This window comes from Pandoraea sp. NE5 (genome assembly GCF_024363545.1).
Classification (GTDB): Bacteria; Pseudomonadota; Gammaproteobacteria; order Burkholderiales; family Burkholderiaceae; genus Pandoraea; species Pandoraea cepalis.
Window position 1 is genome coordinate 3782300 of the sequence record NZ_AP025517.1, and the last position, 18030, is coordinate 3800329.

The following is an 18030-nucleotide window of genomic DNA, read 5'->3' on the forward strand; positions in this document are numbered from 1 at the left end:
GCGCATTTCACGAACGCGTCGCCGTGGTGGCCGTGGCGACCGATCGGGTCGTGCCCGGCTTGGCGCTCGCGCTGTCCTTGGGAGGGGCCTGAGGGGGCCGGCTGGCGGTGCCGGTATCGGTGGCGTTGGTGGCCATGGCCGGCGCGACGATGTCGTGCCCGTCGCCCGTGTCGCCGGCCATCTTCACGGCTTTCGGCGTGACGGGATCGCCCGGACGCACGCGCTGCAGACCGTTGACCACGATGCGCTCGCCGTCTTTCAAGCCACCGGCGATCTCGATGAGGCCGCCGTGGCGCTCGCCCAACTGGACTTCGCGATACTGCACCTTGTTCTGCGGGTCGACGACGAGCACAAACTTCTTGCTCTGGTCGGTGCCGATGGCTGCCTCGTCGACGAGCAGTGCCGGGTGAGGCTCGCCCCCGCCCACGCGAATGCGGGCGTACAGGCCCGGCAAGAGCGCGCCGTCGGCGTTATCGAAGCGCGCACGCACGCGGATCGTGCCCGAGGTCGTATCGAAACGGTTATCGACCGAATACACGGTGCCCTTGCGCGAATAGCCGGACTCGTTGGCCAGGCCCAGGTCGACGGGGACGCCGTTCGGCTTCGCGGTATCGCGCGCGAGATAGCGCAGATAGGTCTGCTCATCGACGTCGAACGCCGCGTAGATCGGCGAAACGGAGACCACGGTGGTCAGCGCAGGCGATTGGGCGCCGGCCGATACCGTATTGCCCACCGTGATTTCCGCGCGCGAGACGCGACCTGCGATCGGTGCCACGATTTGCGTATAGCCGAGGTTGATGCGAGCGGTTTCGAGCGCGGCGCGCGCCGCTTTCACGTTGGCGGCGGCCTCGCGCGCGGCGTTTTCCTTCTGGTCGAAGTCCTTCTTCGCGATGGCGTTATCCGCGATCAGCCGCTGCGCGCGGGCGAGGTCGGTGCTGGTGAAGACGTCGCGCGCCTGCGCCGACGCGAGTTGTGCCGCCGTGCGGTCGACTTCGGCCGCGTACGGACGCGGATCGATCGTGAAGAGCGCATCGCCCTTTTTCACGAGCTGTCCGTCCCGGAAATGCACGGCGGTGATGGTGCCCGACACGAGCGGCTTGATGTCGACGCGATCCACAGCGTCGAGGCGGCCGGAATAGCTTTGCCAATCGGTCACGGTGCGTGAGATCACGTTGGCTACGTCGACTTCCACTGTCGGCATGACTTGCGCGCTGGGAGGCGTGCTGGCGTCGACGCGCACGACCGTGAGCGTGCCCAGGGCCACGAGCGCGACCGTAACGGCGGCGGCAATAAGAACGGGTTTGCGAGCGAGGGTGGTCATTTTTTTAAAATCTCCGGAATCGGATGGACTCACTGGGTGGCACCGGTGGCGGGTGGCGCCAGCCGGCGTGTCAGGAACGCGGCCACTTCCCGCAGTGCGGCGGGCAGGGCGGCCAGGCCGTGATGGGACGCGCTGCGATGGCGCGTGACCTGTGTCGGCACGCCGGCGGCGATGAGCTCCGCCGCGTATTTTTCGGCTTCGACGTGCAGCAGGTCATGTTCGGCAGAAGCGATCAGCGTGGGCGGAAGGCCCGCGAGACGGCGCGATTCGAGCGGCGCGGCATACGGATGCAGACGCTGTGTGGCGTGCGGCAAATAGGCCCGATAGCAGCGGGCGCACTCGCTGGCTTCGATATCGCTTGGCGTGCGCCCGTCGGCCAGGCGCGTCATGCTGGGGTCGAGCAGGGGGGCGAGCAGTACCTGTGCCGAGATGGCAATTTCACCGCGATCGCGCGCCATCATCGTCAACGCTGCGGCGATGTTGCCGCCGGCGTCGTGCCCGGCCACGGCAAGACGGCGCGGACTGGCACCGTAGCGCCGGGCGTTGCGGTGCAGCCAGCGCGCGGCGCACCACGCATCTTCCGGCGCGGCGGGGAACGGGTGTGCCGGGGCGAGCGAATACCCCACCGAGACCACCAGCGCGGGGATGTGCAGGGCAAGATAGCGGGCCGCGGCGTCGCCGTCGTTGAGCGAACCGTGGCAGAAGCCGCCGCCGTGGAAGTACAGCACCACCGGCAAATGCGCTTCGAGCGGCACCACGACGCCCGCCGCCCCGGCGCGCGCGGCGTCGGCGCCGGCGTGGCCGGTCGGCCGATACAGACGCAGGGTGACCGGGCCGGCATGACCGGCGATGCTCACCTCTTCGATGCGCAGTCCGTCGTCGGTGCGGTGCGTTTGGCCCGGACGTCCCGAGGGCGACTTGGGGGTGGCTGACATATGGCGTTGGGCTCGCGAGCGCGATACCCCTCTGATGACATTCGATGGATCGAAGTCTAGAGGCGACGGACATCGGGATAAACGCCTATAATTTGGCAACACTATTCGGTCAGATCGACTAATCGATGTCGGCCTTGCCGGTATTGGCTTCTCCCGCCGACCAATTTGCTTATGCACTTGCGATGCGCGTGAAATAAGCCGGATTGGCTGATGCAACCACGTTTTCGAATGGGGAAATGTCATGGATCGCTTGCAAGCGATGCAGGTATTCACGCGCGTCGTCGAGGCAAACAGCTTTTCACGCGCGGCCGACAATCTCGGTTTGCCGCGCACCTCGGTGACCACGATTATTCAGAACCTCGAGGCGCATCTGGGGACGCGGCTGTTGCAGCGTACGACCCGGCGGCTCAACCTGACGCCTGACGGGGCCGCGTATTACGAGCGATGCCTGCGCATCCTCGCGGATATCGAGGAGACCGAATCGTCGTTCCGGGAGAGCAGCCAGCGCGTGCGCGGCAAGCTGCGCATCGACATGCCGGGTTCGCTCGGCAAGCTGGTGGTGCTGCCGGCGCTGTGCGAATTTCACGAACGCTACCCGGAAGTCGAACTTATGGTGGGCATGGGCGACAAGCCGGTCGACCTGATCCAGGAGGGCGTCGATTGTGTGTTGCGCGTTGGCACGCTTCAGGATTCGAGCCTGGTCGCGCGACGCGTGGGCCTGTTCCAAAGCCTGACGTGCGCGTCACCGGCTTATCTCGAGCGCATGGGCATGCCGCATTCGCTCGACGACCTGCAACGGCACACAGCGGTGCACTACTTCTCGAGCCGAACGGGGCGCGTCGTCGAGGACCAGTTCCTGGTGGACGGCAAGGAAGTCGAGATTCCCATGCCGGGGGCGGTCGCGGTCAACGACGCCGAGGCGTATCTGCAACTGGGACTCGCGGGGTTCGGGACGGTGCAGCTCGCGCGCTTCATGGCGCTGCCGTATCTGCAATCGGGCCAATTGGTCGAGATTCTGCACCAGTGGAAGCCGCCTCCCATGCCGATTTCGGCCGTGTATCCGCATAACCGACACCTATCGCCGAAGGTTCGCGTGTTTGTCGACTTCATCGCGGAACTCTTCGAACGTTGCCCGTTGCTGCAAGGGCTCGACGAAACCGCAGGCTCATGCAAGCCGACCGTGGCGGCCGATGACGCCGACGGTCACTGGGCCTCGTACGGCACGCAAATGGCGCCGCAAGACGTCGTGGTCTGACGGATTCGCCGGCACAGTGCCGGTCCACTTCGCAACGCTGGAAGACGCGCGCGCGCAGCCGCCCATCAGGCGCCGCGCGGGCGCTTCGTTTTGGGCAGGCCGGCGTGGAGTGGGGCGCGGGCCACGATGATGGGATGCCGCTGTCACAGTGATTGGCAATGCGGGCATGGCCGCATTCAACTCGCCAACTGTCGCTACCTTCGCGGCGACGCAAAGCGCACCGCGCTTGGGATAATTCTTAATCGAAATAAACCAAACGTGTCGCGGCCGGATTTATTTCGTATCGCGCTTGCCGCCCGGCGCCGTGTGCCGCGATGCAGTAAGGCGCCAGCGCTGCTGCGGGTGAGCAACAGTCGCACGTCCCTCTATTGCGTCTCCTTCCCGACTTGAATCGATGGCTCTCGCGGCGCGTTTGCGAGACGACACGCCGTTTGGGGCTGTCGGAATTCATCAGAATCGCTTTCGCAGGTGTCCGATGTTTAATTGATTCAAGGAGCGAAGCACCATGAACGAGAACGATCTGGAACTGCAACTCAACGAAGACCAAATCCGACACATTCAAGCGATCACCGGGCAGCGCATCGGCGCGATCCGAGTCGTGTCGAGCTTTCCCGAACTGCGCGGCGTATACGGCGGGCAAGGGGCCGGGGTGCAAGGCCATCTGAACGGTCAGGGTTTGCAAGGCGCGCAGGGCGTACAAGGTGTACAGGGCATACAGGGGGCGCAAGGAATGCAAGGTGCTCAGGGTATGCAGGGCCCGCAAGGTATGCAAGGCGTCCAGGGCATACAGGGTCCGCAAGGCGCTCAGGGCGTGCAAGGTCCTCAGGGGTATCAGCACGCTCAAGGCATTCAGGGCATGCAGGGTCCACAAGGTATGCAAGGTGCTCAGGGCATGCAGGGTCCACAAGGTGTGCAAGGTGTCCAGGGCATTCAGGGACCGCAGGGTATGCAAGGCATGCAGGGTCCACAAGGTATGCAAAGTGCTCAGGGCATCCAGGGACCGCAAGGTATGCAAGGTGTCCAGGGCATGCAGGGACCGCAGGGCATGCATGGTGCTCAGGGCGTGCAGGGCCCACAAGGTATGCAAGGTGTCCATGGCATGCAGGGCCCGCAAGGTATGCAAGGTGCTCAGGGCGTGCAGGGTCCGCAAGGTATGCAAGGTGTCCAGGGAATGCAGGGACCGCAGGGTATGCAAGGTGTCCAGGGCGTGCAGGGCCCACAAGGTATGCAAGGTGTCCAGGGCATGCAGGGCCCGCAAGGTATGCAAGGTGCTCAGGGCGTGCAGGGTCCGCAAGGTATGCAAGGTATGCAAGGTGTCCAGGGCGTGCAGGGTCCGCAAGGTATGCAAGGCGTCCAGGGCATGCAGGGTCCGCAAGGGTATCAGCACGGCCAAGGCGTGCAAGGCGCTCAGGGTATGCAGGGCCCGCAAGGCGTGCAAGGCGCTCAGGGCATACAAGGTCCGCAAGGCATGCAAGGCATGCAAGGCTCGCAAGGACTCCACTGATTCGACGTGACACCTTGGTCGGACACGGGCGCGAAACCGCAGAGGTTCTCGGCGGCTTGTGTCTTTTGCGTGTGATGCGGCTCGAACCGGTTGTGCGTCGAGTCGCGAATTCCGGGTGCTCCGGCGGGCACCCGGCATGGGAGCCGCTGTCATGTCGTCAACGCTCTTACCTTTATCAGCAGAACAGCGCTCGCGGTTGTTCAACGCGACCGGCGCGCCGTTACGCAGACTCCGTGTGGAACCTTCCACTGGCATCGGCGTTGCCGTCGATCGCTACTGTGCCCGGTGCCTGCTCACCGAAGACCTGCCTGGCGTGCATATCGAAGCCGACGGCATTTGTCAGGCCTGTCACGCGTTCGCGGCAGAAGCTGCTCGTGGCGACTACACGCAGCGCCGTCTACTGGACGTTGTGCAATCCTGTCGCGGCGAAGGCACGCCCGACGCCGTAGTGGCCTATTCCGGGGGCAAGGACAGTGCGCTCACGCTGCTCCTTGCTGTAAAGGAGTTGCATTTGCGCCCCATCGCCGTGCTCGTCGACAACGGCTTCATTCCCGATGAGGTCAAGGACAACGCGAGGACATTCTGCGCGCGCTTTGGCGTTGAGCTGGTGATCGAGACGATCGACATTCGCCAGGTGGCCCGCGAATCGCTGGCGTCCAGTTCCGGCAAGATTCCGTGTACCTCGTGCATCGGCGGCGTGTTCGCGGCGATGGCGAAGACGTGCAGAACGTACGGTGTCCGACTCATTCTCAGTGGACACCGATTTCCGCCGCTGGCGTATCCGGTGAGCGGATTCACGAAGCGTGACGCCGACAACGGCTTCTTCTGTGCCTCGCCGTTGCTCGCGCGAGGGTTGAGCGAGGCCGAGCAGATGCAGTGGATCCGGGACGCCGGTTGGCAACCCACGGCCATGGCGGGCAACACATCGAACTGCAAGCTGATCGGGGTGGTGGAGCAGCATCTCTATGACGTGCAAGGATTCAATCCCCACATCTACGAGGTGTCGAAGGAGATTCGCGCCGGCTTCTACGATCGACGCACGGGGTTTGGCAAAGTCGATCGTCCGGAGATATCCGCCGAGCAACTGCAATGGGTGCGCGAGCGAATGCTGCCGGATGCGCCCGAGACGGCGACCTCACGCGACGCTGACAATGTCCCGGGGGAGGCCGCTGTACGAGGGCGCCAGCGCGACGAACCGGCTACGCCAAAGTGAGCGCCATGCACGACTCCATCATCGTGACCGACAATTTCTATCGCGATCCCGCCGACGTGCGCGATTTCGCGTTGAAGCAGACCTTCGCGGTCAAGGGAAACTATCCCGGTGCGCGTACCGAGGCGTTTCTTCACGACGGCGTCACGTCGGCAATCCAGGACATCGTGAAGTCTCCCATCACCTATTGGCCGGTCGACACCTACAACGGTGCGTTTCAATACAGCGTGCAGCGCGATATCACGTGGGTGCATGCCGACCACACCACAGTGTGGTCCGGCGTGGTCTATCTCACGCCCGACGCACCACCGACGGCAGGAACGGCCTTCTTCCAGCATATCGAAACCGGCCTCGACCTCTACCCCGAAGACGACGACCAGCGGCAACGTTGCGACGCCGATGCCGCCGCATGGGGGCGCTGGGAGATGACCGACCGCATCGCGAATCGCTTCAATCGCCTCATCCTGTTTCGCGGTAGACGGTTTCACGCGAGCCAGGGGCATTTCGGCGACTGCAAGGAGAACGGGCGCCTGTTTCAAACGTTCTTTTTCAACACGCAGTATTGACGTTCCCCTTCCTTTCGATCGGAGGTACTTTCATGACGGCTTCGGAACTCTTCTTCCCAGTGGGTTCGCTCGACCTGAGCGAGGCGCAATCAGCAGAGATCAAATCGGCGTTCGGACATGAGATGGCGGCCGTGCCGCTCTATCGTGTAGTGCCCGTGTCGTCCAGTGACCGGTACGTTGCGTTGGAGGGCGTGCCGGGTTTGCCGGGAATTCTGGTGCACTACCGCGACGAAGATCCTGCCCAAGGCGGAAAGATCATCGCGTCGGTCAGGGCGGAAATGGCGCGCGCACCGGACGACTCCGCCGTCTTCGCGGCACACACGAAGCTGATGGCGCCGCGAGCCGAGAGCGAGTCCGCCAAAAACGGGCCGCCGGCGGCCGGCAAGCGCAAGTGAGCGGCGCCGCGCGTCGTCCCGCACCATGCTGACCTCACCCGGCGCGACGGCGCACGGCAACGCTAACGCTAACGGCGATCTGTTGGTGATGGTCAAGGTCGCCGAGCGTTGCAATATCGACTGTCGCTATTGCTACATGTATCACGGTGTCGATCAGGGCTGGCGCGAGCGGCCGAAGCGGTTGCACGCGTCCCACCTCGATGTGCTGGTAACGCGTCTGGCGGAACATCGCAGTGCGTTTCCGACGGGGCGCATGACGCTGGAGGTTCACGGGGGTGAGCCGCTGCTGCTCGGCAAATCCCATACCGAGCGCTTCTTCTCGAACTTGCGACGGCGCCTGCCGGCGTCGGACCTCGCCATCATTACACAGAGCAACGGCGTGTTGATCGACGATGACTGGCTGGATCTTTACGCGCGGTACGACGCGAGCCTGGGCATCAGCTGCGATGGGCCGCCCGACATGCATGACCGGCATCGGTACGACTTCGCGCGACAAGGTACGGGCGAGCGCGTCGAGCAGGCGATTCTGCGATGCCTTGCGCATCGCGCATCGCAGCGGGTCTTCAATGGGGTGCTGGCGGTGATCGATCCGAATCATGACCCGGTGCGCATGCTCGATTACTTTCGGTCGCTCGGACTGACGGCCATCGACTTCCTGCTCCCCGATGCCAATTTCGCAGCACCGCCCCGTCACATTCAGGCGTACACGCACGCTCGGCTGCTCAGCTTCCTGTGTCGAGGGTTCGATGCCTGGCTTGCCATCGACGATCCGGGCTTCAGCGTACGCATCTTCGAAACGTTCATTCGCGGCGTGCTCGGTCGTCGCTCGGAACTCGATGCCTTTGGCGGGGCGCTTGCGCCGATCGTCGTCGTGGAGAGCGATGGCAGTTATCGCTTGCTCGACGTGCTCGCCATCTGCGAGGAGGGGGCCACCCACACGGGGTTCAACCTCACGTCTCACCCGTTGCAGGCCTGCAGCGATTACGCGCGCACTCGCTACCCCGAGCCCCATGCGGCTTGCCAACAATGCGAGGCATTTGCGGCGTGCGGCGGGGGATACGTTGCCCATCGATTCGACGGGCGCAGTTACGACAATCCCAGTTTTTATTGTCACGCGCTGCTGGGCTTTTATCGCCACGTCAGGGCGCGGGTGCAGGGGGTGACGTCTCCGATCTCGCTCACTGCAAACCCAAAGGGCTGAGTCTGTGAAACATCGAACTCAGCCCTGCCTGGCTCAACGGTGCGAAAGCGTGTTCAGGAACTCGCCTGCGCCACACGTTCCGAGAGGTGCGCGAGGGCGTCGTCGACCTGATCGATGAGAATCAGGCAGAGATCGCCGGGTTGCAGGCGCGCGAGCGCCGTGTCGATGGCCACGAACTCGCCGTGAATCTCGTCGATGTGGCTGGCCCGTCGCGCGCCGACCAGACCTTCGCGCAACAGACCCAGCACTTCGCCGTCTTCGCGGCCGCGCTGACACTGATCCTGGTAGAGCAGCACGTCGTCGAACGCATCGCCAAGGATCTGTGTCTGACGGCGGATATCCTCGTCACGACGGTCCCCCGCGCCGGAAATCACGACTGAACGGCGTCGCGCCGGCATCGTCTCGACCGCCTGCGCAAGCGCGGCAATGGCGTCCGGATTGTGGCCGTAGTCGGCAATCACGGTCGCGCCGCGGTAGTCGAACACGTTGAAGCGCCCCGGCGCGGTGCCAGCGTCGTTCACGAAGGTGGCCAGCCCGGCCCGGATCGTCGCCGGATCGAGATTCAGCGCCCAGGCCGCACCAATGGCCGCCATCGCGTTCTCGACCTGGAAGCCGATGCTGCCGCCGCGCGTGAGCGGAATCGCGGCGAGCGCGTAGCGGGTCTGGTTGCCGCCGTGACACGTCACGATATTGCCGCCGTCGACATAGACCACGCGTTTGCCCTTCGCGCGATGCGTGGCCAGAACCGGATGTGCAATGTCCATGGCGAAGAAGGTCACGTCTCCCGGGCAGGCGTCGGCCATGCGCGCCACCATCGGATCGGCGGCATTGAGTACGGCCATGCCGCGCGGTGCCACATTGCGCACGATCACACTCTTGAGCACGGCGAGGTCTTCCACCGTGTTGATGTACGACAGGCCCAAGTGGTCGCCCATGCCGATATTGGTCACCACGGCCACATCGCAGCGGTCGTAGGCCAGGCCTTCGCGCAGCAAGCCGCCACGCGCGGTTTCGAATACGGCGGCATCCACGTCCGGATGCATCAGTACGTTGCGCGCGCTGCGCGGGCCGCTGCAATCGCCCGTGTCGATGCGCTGGCCGCTGATATAGATGCCGTCGGTGCCGGTCATGCCCACGCGCAGGCCTTGCTGGCCGATGAGGTGGGCAATCAGACGCACCGTCGTGGTCTTGCCGTTCGTGCCGGAGACGGCCACGAGCGGAATGCGGCCATCGTCACCGTCGTCGAACATCGTCGAGACGATGGCTTCGCCGACTGCGCGGCCCTTGCCGTAAGACGGCTGCAAGTGCATGCGCAGGCCCGGCGCGGCGTTGACTTCCACGATGCCGCCCGCCTGATCTTCGAACGGCTTGATGACGGTCTCGCACACGGCATCGACACCGGCGATGTCCAGCCCCACCTGCTGCGCAGCGGCGATGGCGCGCGCGGCGATTTCCGGATGGACGTCGTCGGTCACGTCGGTGGCCGTGCCGCCGGTCGACAGGTTGGCGTTGTTGCGCAGCACGATTCGCGCACCGGCCGCTGGCACGGAGTCGGCGTTCAACCCCTGCTTGGCAAGCGTGGCGAGTGCGATGTCGTCGAAACGAATCTTGGTGAGCGAGGTCGCATGGCCTTCGCCACGGCGTGGATCGGCATTGACCGTCTCGACCAACTGGCGCACGGTGTGCACGCCGTCGCCGGTCACTTGCGGCGGATCGCGGCGGGCAGCGGCGACCAGCTTGTTGCCGATCACGAGCAAACGGAAATCGTGCCCAGGAATGTAGCGCTCGATGATGACGTCGCGGCTGATGTCCTGCGCGGCTTCGAACGCTTTCTCGATCTCTTCGCGCGTGCGCAGACGCACGGCCACGCCCTTGCCCTGGTTGCCGTCGCGCGGTTTGACGACGACCGGCGCGTCGATATCCTGCACCAGCTTCCACGCGGCTTCGATATCGCGCACGGTGCCGCCCAGCGGGACCGGCACGCCGGCGGCGTGCAGCAACGTCTTGGTCAGATCCTTGTCTTGCGCAATCGACTCGGCCACGGCCGACGTGCGGTCGGTCTCCGCCGCCTGAATGCGCCGTTGCTTGCTGCCCCAGCCGAACTGCACCATCGAGCCTTCGGTCAGGCGGCGATACGGAATGCCGCGTGCGACGGCGGCATCCACGATCGAGCCGGTCGACGGGCCGAGGCGCACGTCTTCATCGAGATCGCGCAGACGATAGAGGGCATCGGCCAGGTCGAACGGACCGTCGTCGAGGGCGGCGTGGATCAGTTGCTGCGCCAGTTCGAAGGCGAGGCGTCCGACAGGTTCTTCGCTGTACTGCACCACCACCTGGAACGTACCGGGTTCGATGGTCTGCGTCGTTTGGCTGAATGTCACCGGGCACCCTGCAGCGGCCTGCAGATGCAGGGCCGTCGTGGCGAGGGCGTCTGCCAGCGACACCGGACGCTCTTCGGCGTCAGGCGTCAGCGCGGGCAGTTCGGGAAAGCGTGCACGCAGGCGAGCCTCGAAACCGGCCAGATTGCCGATCGAGTATTCCAGATCGGTGCACGTCACGATCGCCTCGATGGCGGTGTGACGGCTCCAGAGGTTGGGCCCGCGCAATGCGCGGATACGGGAGACTTCCATAAATTGCAATCCCTGTCTGTCCACTTCGCGTCCCTGTATGGCGGTGGGTTGGCGAGAAAAACGACTGTGGCTTGGGTATTCGGTAACGGGCTAAATACGCGAGGGGACGGCGGCAGATAACCCTGCACGCCGCCACTCGCGGCTCACGTCGGTCAGGCCGCCAGCGCACGCATCGGCTGGCCCATCCACTGATGCACCAGATCGAGCATCGCGGCCGGTCCGCCTTCGTCGGCTTGCAACACGAGCAGGTCACCGCTCACGAGCTGGGCGAGCGCCGCTTCGGCAGCGGCACGTCGCTCGCCGGCGTCGATCACCTGCACCTTGCGCTCGGCGTCGATGCCCGCGCGCAGTTGCGCACGCGACTCGGCCAGCGGGCGCTTGCGCTCGACGCTGAGGTCATCGCACAGCATGACTTGATCGAACGTCTGGGCCAGCAGTTTGCCCTCGGCTTGCAGGTCGTCGTCCATCCGGTCGACGCCGGGGCCGTACACCACCATGCGCCGCTCGGCGGGCAGGGTCGCCAGTGCCGCGGCCAGCGCCGTGAGCGCCGGGGCGTTATGGGCGTCGTCGACAATGACCGTCGCGCCTTGCTTTTCAAACAGCGTGAAGCGGCCCGGGGCGTCGACCTGCCCCACGTCGAACGTGGTCACGCCGGTGCGCAGGACGTCGAGCGTCACGCCCATTGACCAGGCGGCTGCGACAGCCGCGAGTACGTTTTCGATCTGGAAGCCGACACGGCCGGCATAGGTCAGCGGCATCGTGGCCGTCGCGCCGAGCGTGGTTTCCTCGGTACCGTTGGCCAGCATGACATCGCCATTGCGCACAAACACCGCGCGCTTGCCCGCCGCGCGATGCGCCACGATGGCCGGCAGGTGTTCATCCAGCCCGAAGAAGATCACGTCGCCATCGCACAGCTCAGCCATTTCCACGACGAGCGGATCGCGCGCGTTGAGCACGGCCACGCCGTCGGGCAGTACCACGTCGATCTGGGTGCGCAATACGCTGAACATCCGGTCGACGTCTTCGACGAAATACTGGCCCAGATGATCCGGCCGGTCGATGTTCGTCACGATACCGACCTGGCAGCGGTCGTACGCGAGGCCTTCCGAGAGGATGGCGGTGTTGTCGTTCTCAAAGACGGCTGCCGTCACGCTGGCATTCATCAGGACACGGTGCGCGGCGTCCCAGTTGGCACGGTCGCCGGCTTGCACCAGGCGCTTGTCGAGGAACAGGCCGTCGCTGCATGCGAGGCCGGTACGCTCGCCCGCGAGTTGCAGCAGGTGCGTGAGCAGGCGCGCGGTCACGGTCTTGCCGTTCGTGCCGGTAATGCCGACGACCGGAATGCGCCCGGCGTCGCCATCGGGGAACAGATGGTCGACGATGGCGCGACCGACGGGGCGCGGCACGCCATCGGCCGGCTTCAGATGCATGAGCAGGCCCGGGCCGGCGTTGACTTCGACGATGGCGCCACGCTGTTCGACCAGCGGGCGCGAAATGTCTTCCGCCACAAGATCGACGCCGGCGATGTCCAGACCGACGATGCGGGCGGCCAGCGACGCATGCGCCGCCACGCTCGGATGCACGCGGTCGGTGACATCGAACGCGACGTTGCCGTTGCGCTGGATCAGCACGTTCTTGCCCTCGGGCGGCACGGCATCGGCGTCGAAGCCCTGGCGCTTGAGTTCTAGGCGAGCCGACGAGTCGATGCGCACGCGATTGAGCGGCTGATCTTCGGCGCTGCCGCGGCGCGGGTCGCTGTTGATCTGTAATTCGATGAGTTCCGAGACGGTGTGCTGGCCGTCGCCGACCACCGTGGCCAGTTCCCCCATGGCCGCAGCCACGACGCGCCCGCCCACGACCAGCAGACGGTGTTCCAGGCCCGGCACGAATCGCTCGACGATCACGCCGCTGCCTTCTTCCAGCGCGACTTCGAATGCCGTGACGACTTCGTCGCGCGTGGTGAGATTGATGAACACGCCGCGGCCGTGGTTGCCGTCGTATGGCTTCACGACGACCGGCAGGCCGATGTCTTCGGCGGCTTCCCACGCATCGTCGGCGTTCTCGACCAGACGGCCTTCCGGCACGGGCACGCCGCACGATTCAAGCAGTTGCTTCGTGAGATCCTTGTCGCGCGAGATGCTCTCGGCGATCGCGGGGGTACGGTCCGTTTCGGCGGTCCAGATGCGACGGGCGGCGGCACCGTAGCCCAGTTGCACCAGATTGCCGTCGGACAGGCGAATATGGGGGATGTCGCGGTCGTCGGCGGCGTCGACAATGCACGCCGTGCTTGGGCCGAGGCAGTGTTTGTCGACCAGGCCGCGCAACGTTTCCACTGCGGCATCGACATCGTAGGGGCGGTCTTCGATGGCCGCCATGACCAGATCGCGGGCCGCGAACAGCGCGGCGCGGGTCACCTCTTCGTGCCAGGCCCGCACGATCACTTTATAGACGCCTGAGATCGGGGTTTCACGCGCCTTGCCGAAGCCCCCGGGCATGCCGGCGAGGTTTTGCAGCTCGAGCGTGACGTGCTCGAGAATATGGCCGGGCCAGGTGCCTTCACGCAGTCGCTGAAGGAAGCCGCCGCGCTCGCCGATGCTGCAACGGTGCTCGACGAGGGACGGCAGCCATGCCGACAGTCGCTCGGGGAATCCAGGGATCTTATTGGACGGGAACGCTTCGAGTTCGCCGATATCGACCCATGCCTCAAGCACCGGCCGATATGTCCACATATTCGGGCCGCGCAGCGACAGGACATCGAAAATCTCAATGTCTTTCTTTTTCATACTCAAGGCAAATTCACGCATCAAGGCGGGGTTCGGAGAAGCTGGCCAGGCCGCTTTCAGGCGGCACGGCCGCTTGTGCTCGTGCAGTTAACTGGTTACTTAACGTAAGAATCCGTAAACGGTTGACCGTCGCAACAATATTTCCATGCTGCACCGTGTCATCGCGGAACTCCACGCCGCAAAAGGCGTCGCTGTGGTTATACTTGCGGCAATTTCGCGGACTGACAGGGAAAGTCCGCCTCGCTATTTCCTCGTTTGCCTCGATGTCCGCCCCTTGAGGACACGTCTGCCGCAGCAATGACCGACATCCCCACTCCGACAGCGCCCCCCGCGGCGGCCCCGACTGCCCCTTTCGAGGGTGGCCCTTCCGGCGCGGCTGCCGAGTCCTGGTATCCCGACGTCGCTTCGCAACTGGCCGACGACGAAACCGTACTGGCCTGGTTGACGGTCGATCTCGACGCACAACTGCATTTCGCGCATGGCGTGGTGGTTGCGACCGAGCGCCGGATCCTGGCGCTCGACGCGCGTCGAGACGCGCATGCGCAAACGGGCAGCCAGCCGGGTTGGCAGTCGTGGCCCTATCGCGCCGACCTGTCGCTGACACATACCGATCATGCGGGCGTTGGGACGCTGGAATTGTGCGACGCGCGCGAAAAGCTGGCGAGCTGGCGCTATACGCTGGGCCATAATCCGGCCGCGCTGACGCTGTTGGACACGGTGTTACGGCAGCGCGACGCGCGGGTGGCGGGCCATACCGCCAGCGAGGTACCGAACGAAGTGGGCACCTGCCCGATCTGTCAGGCGGAACTGCCGCCGGGTGCCGACGAGTGTCCGCAATGCAACCCGGAAGTCGAGCCCCCACCGTCGACATGGGCATTGCTGCGCCTGTGGCGGTTCGCGCGGCCATACCGCTTCCAGTTGCTGGCCGGCTTCCTGCTCACGCTCTGCGCCACCGGGGCCACGTTGATCCCGCCGTATCTGACGATGCCGCTCATGGACAACGTGCTGATCCCGTTCCAGAACGGCAAGCCGATCGATTACCACCTGGTGGGAATTTATTTGTCGGGCCTGATGGGGGCGGGCGTGGTCGCCTGGATATTGGGCTGGGCGCGTACGTATCTGCTGGCCAAGGTGTCGGAGCGCATCGGTGCCGATCTGCGCACCGCGACGTACTCGCATCTGTTGCGCCTTTCGCTGGAATATTTCGGCGGCAAGCGCACGGGCGACCTGATGGCGCGTATCGGCTCGGAAAGCGACCGCATCTGCGTGTTCCTCTCGCTGCACCTGCTCGACTTCGCCACCGACGTGCTGATGATCGTCATGACGTCGGTGATTCTGGTGTCGATCAATCCCTGGCTGGCTGCCGTCACGCTGTTGCCACTGCCGTTCATCGCCTGGCTGATCCATCTGGTTCGTGACCGTTTGCGCCACGGCTTCGAGAAGGTCGACCGGATCTGGTCGGAAATCACCAACGTGCTGGCCGATACCATTCCGGGCATTCGCGTGGTGAAGGCATTCGCTCAGGAAAACCGCGAGGTCGCGCGCTTCAAGGAAGCCAATCGTCACAACCTGGTGGTCAACGACCGTGTGAACAAGGTGTGGTCGCTGTTCTCGCCGACGGTCACGTTCCTCACCGAGGTGGGGCTGCTCGTCGTGTGGATCTTCGGCATCTGGCAGGTCTCGAAGCACGAGATCACCGTCGGGGTGCTCACCGCGTTCCTCACCTATATCAGCCGCTTCTACACGCGTCTCGATTCGATGAGCCGTATCGTGTCGGTCACGCAGAAGGCCGCGGCCGGTGCGAAGCGCATCTTCGATATTCTCGATCACGTCTCGAACGTTCCCGAGCCGGTCAACCCGGTGCACCTGAAGGAAGTAAAGGGCGCCATCGATCTGCGCGACATCGGTTTCCGCTACGGCAACCGAGCGGTGATCCGGGGCATGGACCTGCGCATCGCGCCGGGAGAGATGATCGGTCTGGTGGGGCACAGCGGTTCGGGCAAGAGCACGCTGGTCAACCTGATCTGCCGTTTCTACGACGTGTCCGAAGGTTCGATCCAGATCGACGGCGTGGACATTCGCGCGTTGCCGGTATCGGACTTCCGCCGCAACGTCGGCCTGGTGTTGCAGGAGCCGTTTCTGTTCTTCGGCACCATTGCCGAGAATATCGCGTACGGCAAGCCTGAGGCGACGCGCGCCGAGATCGTGGCGGCCGCGCGCGCGGCACACGCGCATGAGTTCATCCTGCGTCTGCCGCATGGTTACGATTCGCTTGTCGGGGAGCGCGGACAGGCGCTGTCGGGCGGCGAGCGTCAACGCATCTCGATCGCTCGCGCCCTGCTGATCGACCCGCGCATCCTGATTCTCGACGAGGCGACGTCGTCGGTCGATACGGCCACCGAGAAGGAAATTCAGAAAGCGCTGGACAACCTCGTCAAGGGCCGCACGACGATCGCCATTGCGCACCGGTTGTCGACGCTGCGCAAGGCCGACCGACTGGTGGTGCTCGATCGCGGCAAGATCGTCGAAGTGGGCAACCACGATGCGCTGATGGCCCGCGAAGGCGCTTACTACACGCTGTACCAGGCCCAGCAGCGCAACGTCGACACGGATATCGACGCGGCCCTCGAGACGGTCGAAGCCGCCGCCGTGCTGGCGGCCGTGACCGCGGCACCGGCCCAGCCGCTTTCCGCCAACTGAACGTTCGCGAAGACACTCATGCAGATTGATTTCACCTTGTCTCGTAACGCGTTCGGCCGCCTGGTGCTGACCGACGCGGCTGGCGTCGCCCATGAGGGCGTGGTGCCCGTGCGCGCGTTTCCGATTGCGGCGCCGCAGGACGGCCTCGCGCTTGTGAGTCAGGAGGGGCGCGAACTGGTCTGGCTCGACTCGCTCGACGGACTGCCCGCCGCGATGCGCGCGCTGTTGCAGGACGAACTCGCCGCACGCGAATTCATGCCGGAGGTGTTGCGCATCAAGAGCGTTTCGACCTACGCGACGCCCAGCACATGGACCGTCGAGACGAATCGCGGCGAGGCGGCGTTCGTGTTGCGCGGCGAAGAGGACATTCGGCGCCTGGGCGGGCAGACGTTGCTCATTACCGATAACCACGGCATTCACTTCCTGATTCGGGACACCGGCACGCTCGACAAGCCGAGCCGGAAGATCCTCGATCGCTTTCTCTGACACGATGCGCGTTGCCGAATTTCGCCGTGCCGCCCGGCACTGGTAAAATCTCGGCTTTTGCTTTTTGCGGTGATGCCGATGTGGTTCAAGAATCTTCAGTTGCACCGAATTCCTGCCGGTTGGTCCATGAGCGTCGCGCAAATGGAAACGGCATTGGAGAAGCACGCCTTCTGCGAAGGCGGTAGCCTCGAAATGCAAGTGCAGGGCTGGGCGCCGCCGCGTGAGGGGGGCGAACTGGTGCACAGCATCAACCGTCAGTTTCTGCTCGCCTATCGTGCCGAGAAGAAGCTGCTGCCGTCCACCGTCGTGAATCAGGTCACGCGCGCCAAGGCGGTCGAGTTGGAAGAGCAGCAAGGCTTCAAGCCGGGCCGCAAGCAGATGCGTGAGCTCAAGGAGCAGGTCACCGACGAACTGCTGCCGCGTGCATTCGGCATTCGCCGCGACACGCGCGTGTGGATCGACCCGGCCAATCGCTGGCTCGTGATCGACGCCGCGTCGCCCGCCAAGGCCGACGAAGTGCGCAGCCTGCTCCTCAAGACGCTCGACATCACGCTCGAGAACGTGGAACTCAACGAGGCGCCCGTGGCAATGATGACCTCGTGGCTCGCGGGCAATGACGCGCCGGGCGGCTTCACCGTCGACCAGGACGTGGAGTTGCGCTCGAATACCGACGAGAAGGCGGCAGTGCGCTATGTGCGCCACCCACTCGACGGGGCGGACGTGCGTCAGCATATCGAGGCTGGCAAGCGCTGCACCAGGCTGGCGATGACGTGGAACGACCGGATCTCCTTCGTGCTGACCGACGCTTTCGTCATCAAACGTGTGACGCCGCTCGATGTCATCAAGGATGCCGCCGATCCGACGGCCGAAGGCGAAGCCGAGAAGTTCGACGCCGACATCGCGCTCATGACCGGTGAGCTCGCCCGCATGCTCGACGATCTGGTCGAGGCGCTGGGCGGCGAGCGTCAAATGGGTCAGATGGACAAGGCCGCCTGAAGCGCAGGCGTCGCTTGCCGCAGGACGACGAACGCCGCGAGGCCCCTG

At 64.7% G+C, this 18030-nt stretch carries 13 protein-coding genes; 8 read left to right on the forward strand and 5 right to left on the reverse strand.

The annotated features are described in order from the left end of the window. Positions 1 to 7: 7 nt before the first annotated feature. Complete coding sequence (locus tag PanNE5_RS17280) at positions 8 to 1321, reverse strand: efflux RND transporter periplasmic adaptor subunit (protein WP_017234098.1); 1314 nt, start codon at positions 1319 to 1321, stop codon at positions 8 to 10. 29 nt (positions 1322 to 1350) lie between these two features. Beyond that, positions 1351 to 2256, reverse strand: coding sequence for an alpha/beta hydrolase (locus PanNE5_RS17285; protein WP_261938466.1), 906 nt, complete (start codon positions 2254 to 2256; stop codon positions 1351 to 1353). 241 nt (positions 2257 to 2497) lie between these two features. On the opposite strand from PanNE5_RS17285, the gene PanNE5_RS17290 reads away from it, so the two are divergent. After that, entirely contained in the window at positions 2498 to 3511 is a 1014-nt protein-coding gene (locus PanNE5_RS17290) for a LysR family transcriptional regulator (RefSeq protein ID WP_017234178.1), read from the forward strand. Positions 3512 to 3749: 238 nt separating this feature from the next. On the opposite strand, the gene PanNE5_RS22975 is transcribed toward PanNE5_RS17290, so the two are convergent. Then, on the reverse strand, positions 3750 to 4994 hold the full coding sequence (locus tag PanNE5_RS22975) for a hypothetical protein (protein ID WP_315973439.1): 1245 nt from the start codon (positions 4992 to 4994) through the stop codon (positions 3750 to 3752). A gap of 256 nt (positions 4995 to 5250) precedes the next feature. Between PanNE5_RS22975 and PanNE5_RS17300 the strand changes: the two genes are divergently transcribed. From PanNE5_RS17300 to PanNE5_RS17315, 4 genes are read left to right on the forward strand one after another with little or no spacing between them, the layout of a single operon-like run. Continuing rightward, entirely contained in the window at positions 5251 to 6228 is a 978-nt protein-coding gene (locus PanNE5_RS17300) for a hypothetical protein (RefSeq protein ID WP_017234176.1), read from the forward strand. Between the two features lie 5 nt (positions 6229 to 6233). Next, entirely contained in the window at positions 6234 to 6791 is a 558-nt protein-coding gene (locus PanNE5_RS17305) for a DUF6445 family protein (protein ID WP_261938467.1), read from the forward strand. Between the two features lie 32 nt (positions 6792 to 6823). Beyond that, positions 6824 to 7186, forward strand: coding sequence for a hypothetical protein (locus tag PanNE5_RS17310; RefSeq protein ID WP_017234174.1), 363 nt, complete (start codon positions 6824 to 6826; stop codon positions 7184 to 7186). A gap of 25 nt (positions 7187 to 7211) precedes the next feature. Next, positions 7212 to 8387, forward strand: coding sequence for a radical SAM protein (locus PanNE5_RS17315; RefSeq protein ID WP_017234173.1), 1176 nt, complete (start codon positions 7212 to 7214; stop codon positions 8385 to 8387). Between the two features lie 53 nt (positions 8388 to 8440). Here the strand turns inward: PanNE5_RS17315 and cphA (PanNE5_RS17320) are convergent, their stop codons facing one another. Then, the gene (gene cphA, locus PanNE5_RS17320) at positions 8441 to 11017 is read right to left on the reverse strand and encodes a cyanophycin synthetase (protein WP_150562924.1); all 2577 of its coding nucleotides are present in this window, start codon (positions 11015 to 11017) and stop codon (positions 8441 to 8443) included. 152 nt (positions 11018 to 11169) lie between these two features. Then, positions 11170 to 13800, reverse strand: coding sequence for a cyanophycin synthetase (gene cphA, locus PanNE5_RS17325; protein WP_261938468.1), 2631 nt, complete (start codon positions 13798 to 13800; stop codon positions 11170 to 11172). 297 nt (positions 13801 to 14097) lie between these two features. On the opposite strand from cphA (PanNE5_RS17325), the gene PanNE5_RS17330 reads away from it, so the two are divergent. The 3 genes from PanNE5_RS17330 (at position 14098) to PanNE5_RS17340 (ending at position 17982) form a co-directional block, all read left to right on the forward strand. After that, positions 14098 to 16500 (forward strand): ABC transporter ATP-binding protein, encoded by a 2403-nt coding sequence (locus PanNE5_RS17330; RefSeq protein WP_261938469.1) that lies wholly within the window; start codon positions 14098 to 14100, stop codon positions 16498 to 16500. 18 nt (positions 16501 to 16518) lie between these two features. Continuing rightward, positions 16519 to 16986 (forward strand): DUF1854 domain-containing protein, encoded by a 468-nt coding sequence (locus PanNE5_RS17335; protein ID WP_261938470.1) that lies wholly within the window; start codon positions 16519 to 16521, stop codon positions 16984 to 16986. Between the two features lie 78 nt (positions 16987 to 17064). After that, entirely contained in the window at positions 17065 to 17982 is a 918-nt protein-coding gene (locus PanNE5_RS17340) for a recombination-associated protein RdgC (protein WP_026131992.1), read from the forward strand. The last annotated feature ends 48 nt before the right edge of the window (positions 17983 to 18030 follow it).

Excerpts from the sequence above, each read along its gene's own strand:
- PanNE5_RS17280 (WP_017234098.1), bottom strand. The coding sequence starts at position 1,321 with ATGACCACCCTCGCTCGCAAACCCGTTCTTATTGCCGCCGCCGTTACG.
- PanNE5_RS17285 (WP_261938466.1), bottom strand. The coding sequence starts at position 2,256 with ATGTCAGCCACCCCCAAGTCGCCCTCGGGACGTCCGGGCCAAACGCAC.
- PanNE5_RS17290 (WP_017234178.1), top strand. The coding sequence starts at position 2,498 with ATGGATCGCTTGCAAGCGATGCAGGTATTCACGCGCGTCGTCGAGGCA.
- PanNE5_RS17305 (WP_261938467.1), top strand. The coding sequence starts at position 6,234 with ATGCACGACTCCATCATCGTGACCGACAATTTCTATCGCGATCCCGCC.
- PanNE5_RS17310 (WP_017234174.1), top strand. The coding sequence starts at position 6,824 with ATGACGGCTTCGGAACTCTTCTTCCCAGTGGGTTCGCTCGACCTGAGC.
- PanNE5_RS17315 (WP_017234173.1), top strand. The coding sequence starts at position 7,212 with ATGCTGACCTCACCCGGCGCGACGGCGCACGGCAACGCTAACGCTAAC.
- cphA (WP_150562924.1), bottom strand. The coding sequence starts at position 11,017 with ATGGAAGTCTCCCGTATCCGCGCATTGCGCGGGCCCAACCTCTGGAGC.
- cphA (WP_261938468.1), bottom strand. The coding sequence starts at position 13,800 with ATGAAAAAGAAAGACATTGAGATTTTCGATGTCCTGTCGCTGCGCGGC.
- PanNE5_RS17330 (WP_261938469.1), top strand. The coding sequence starts at position 14,098 with ATGACCGACATCCCCACTCCGACAGCGCCCCCCGCGGCGGCCCCGACT.
- PanNE5_RS17335 (WP_261938470.1), top strand. The coding sequence starts at position 16,519 with ATGCAGATTGATTTCACCTTGTCTCGTAACGCGTTCGGCCGCCTGGTG.
- PanNE5_RS17340 (WP_026131992.1), top strand. The coding sequence starts at position 17,065 with ATGTGGTTCAAGAATCTTCAGTTGCACCGAATTCCTGCCGGTTGGTCC.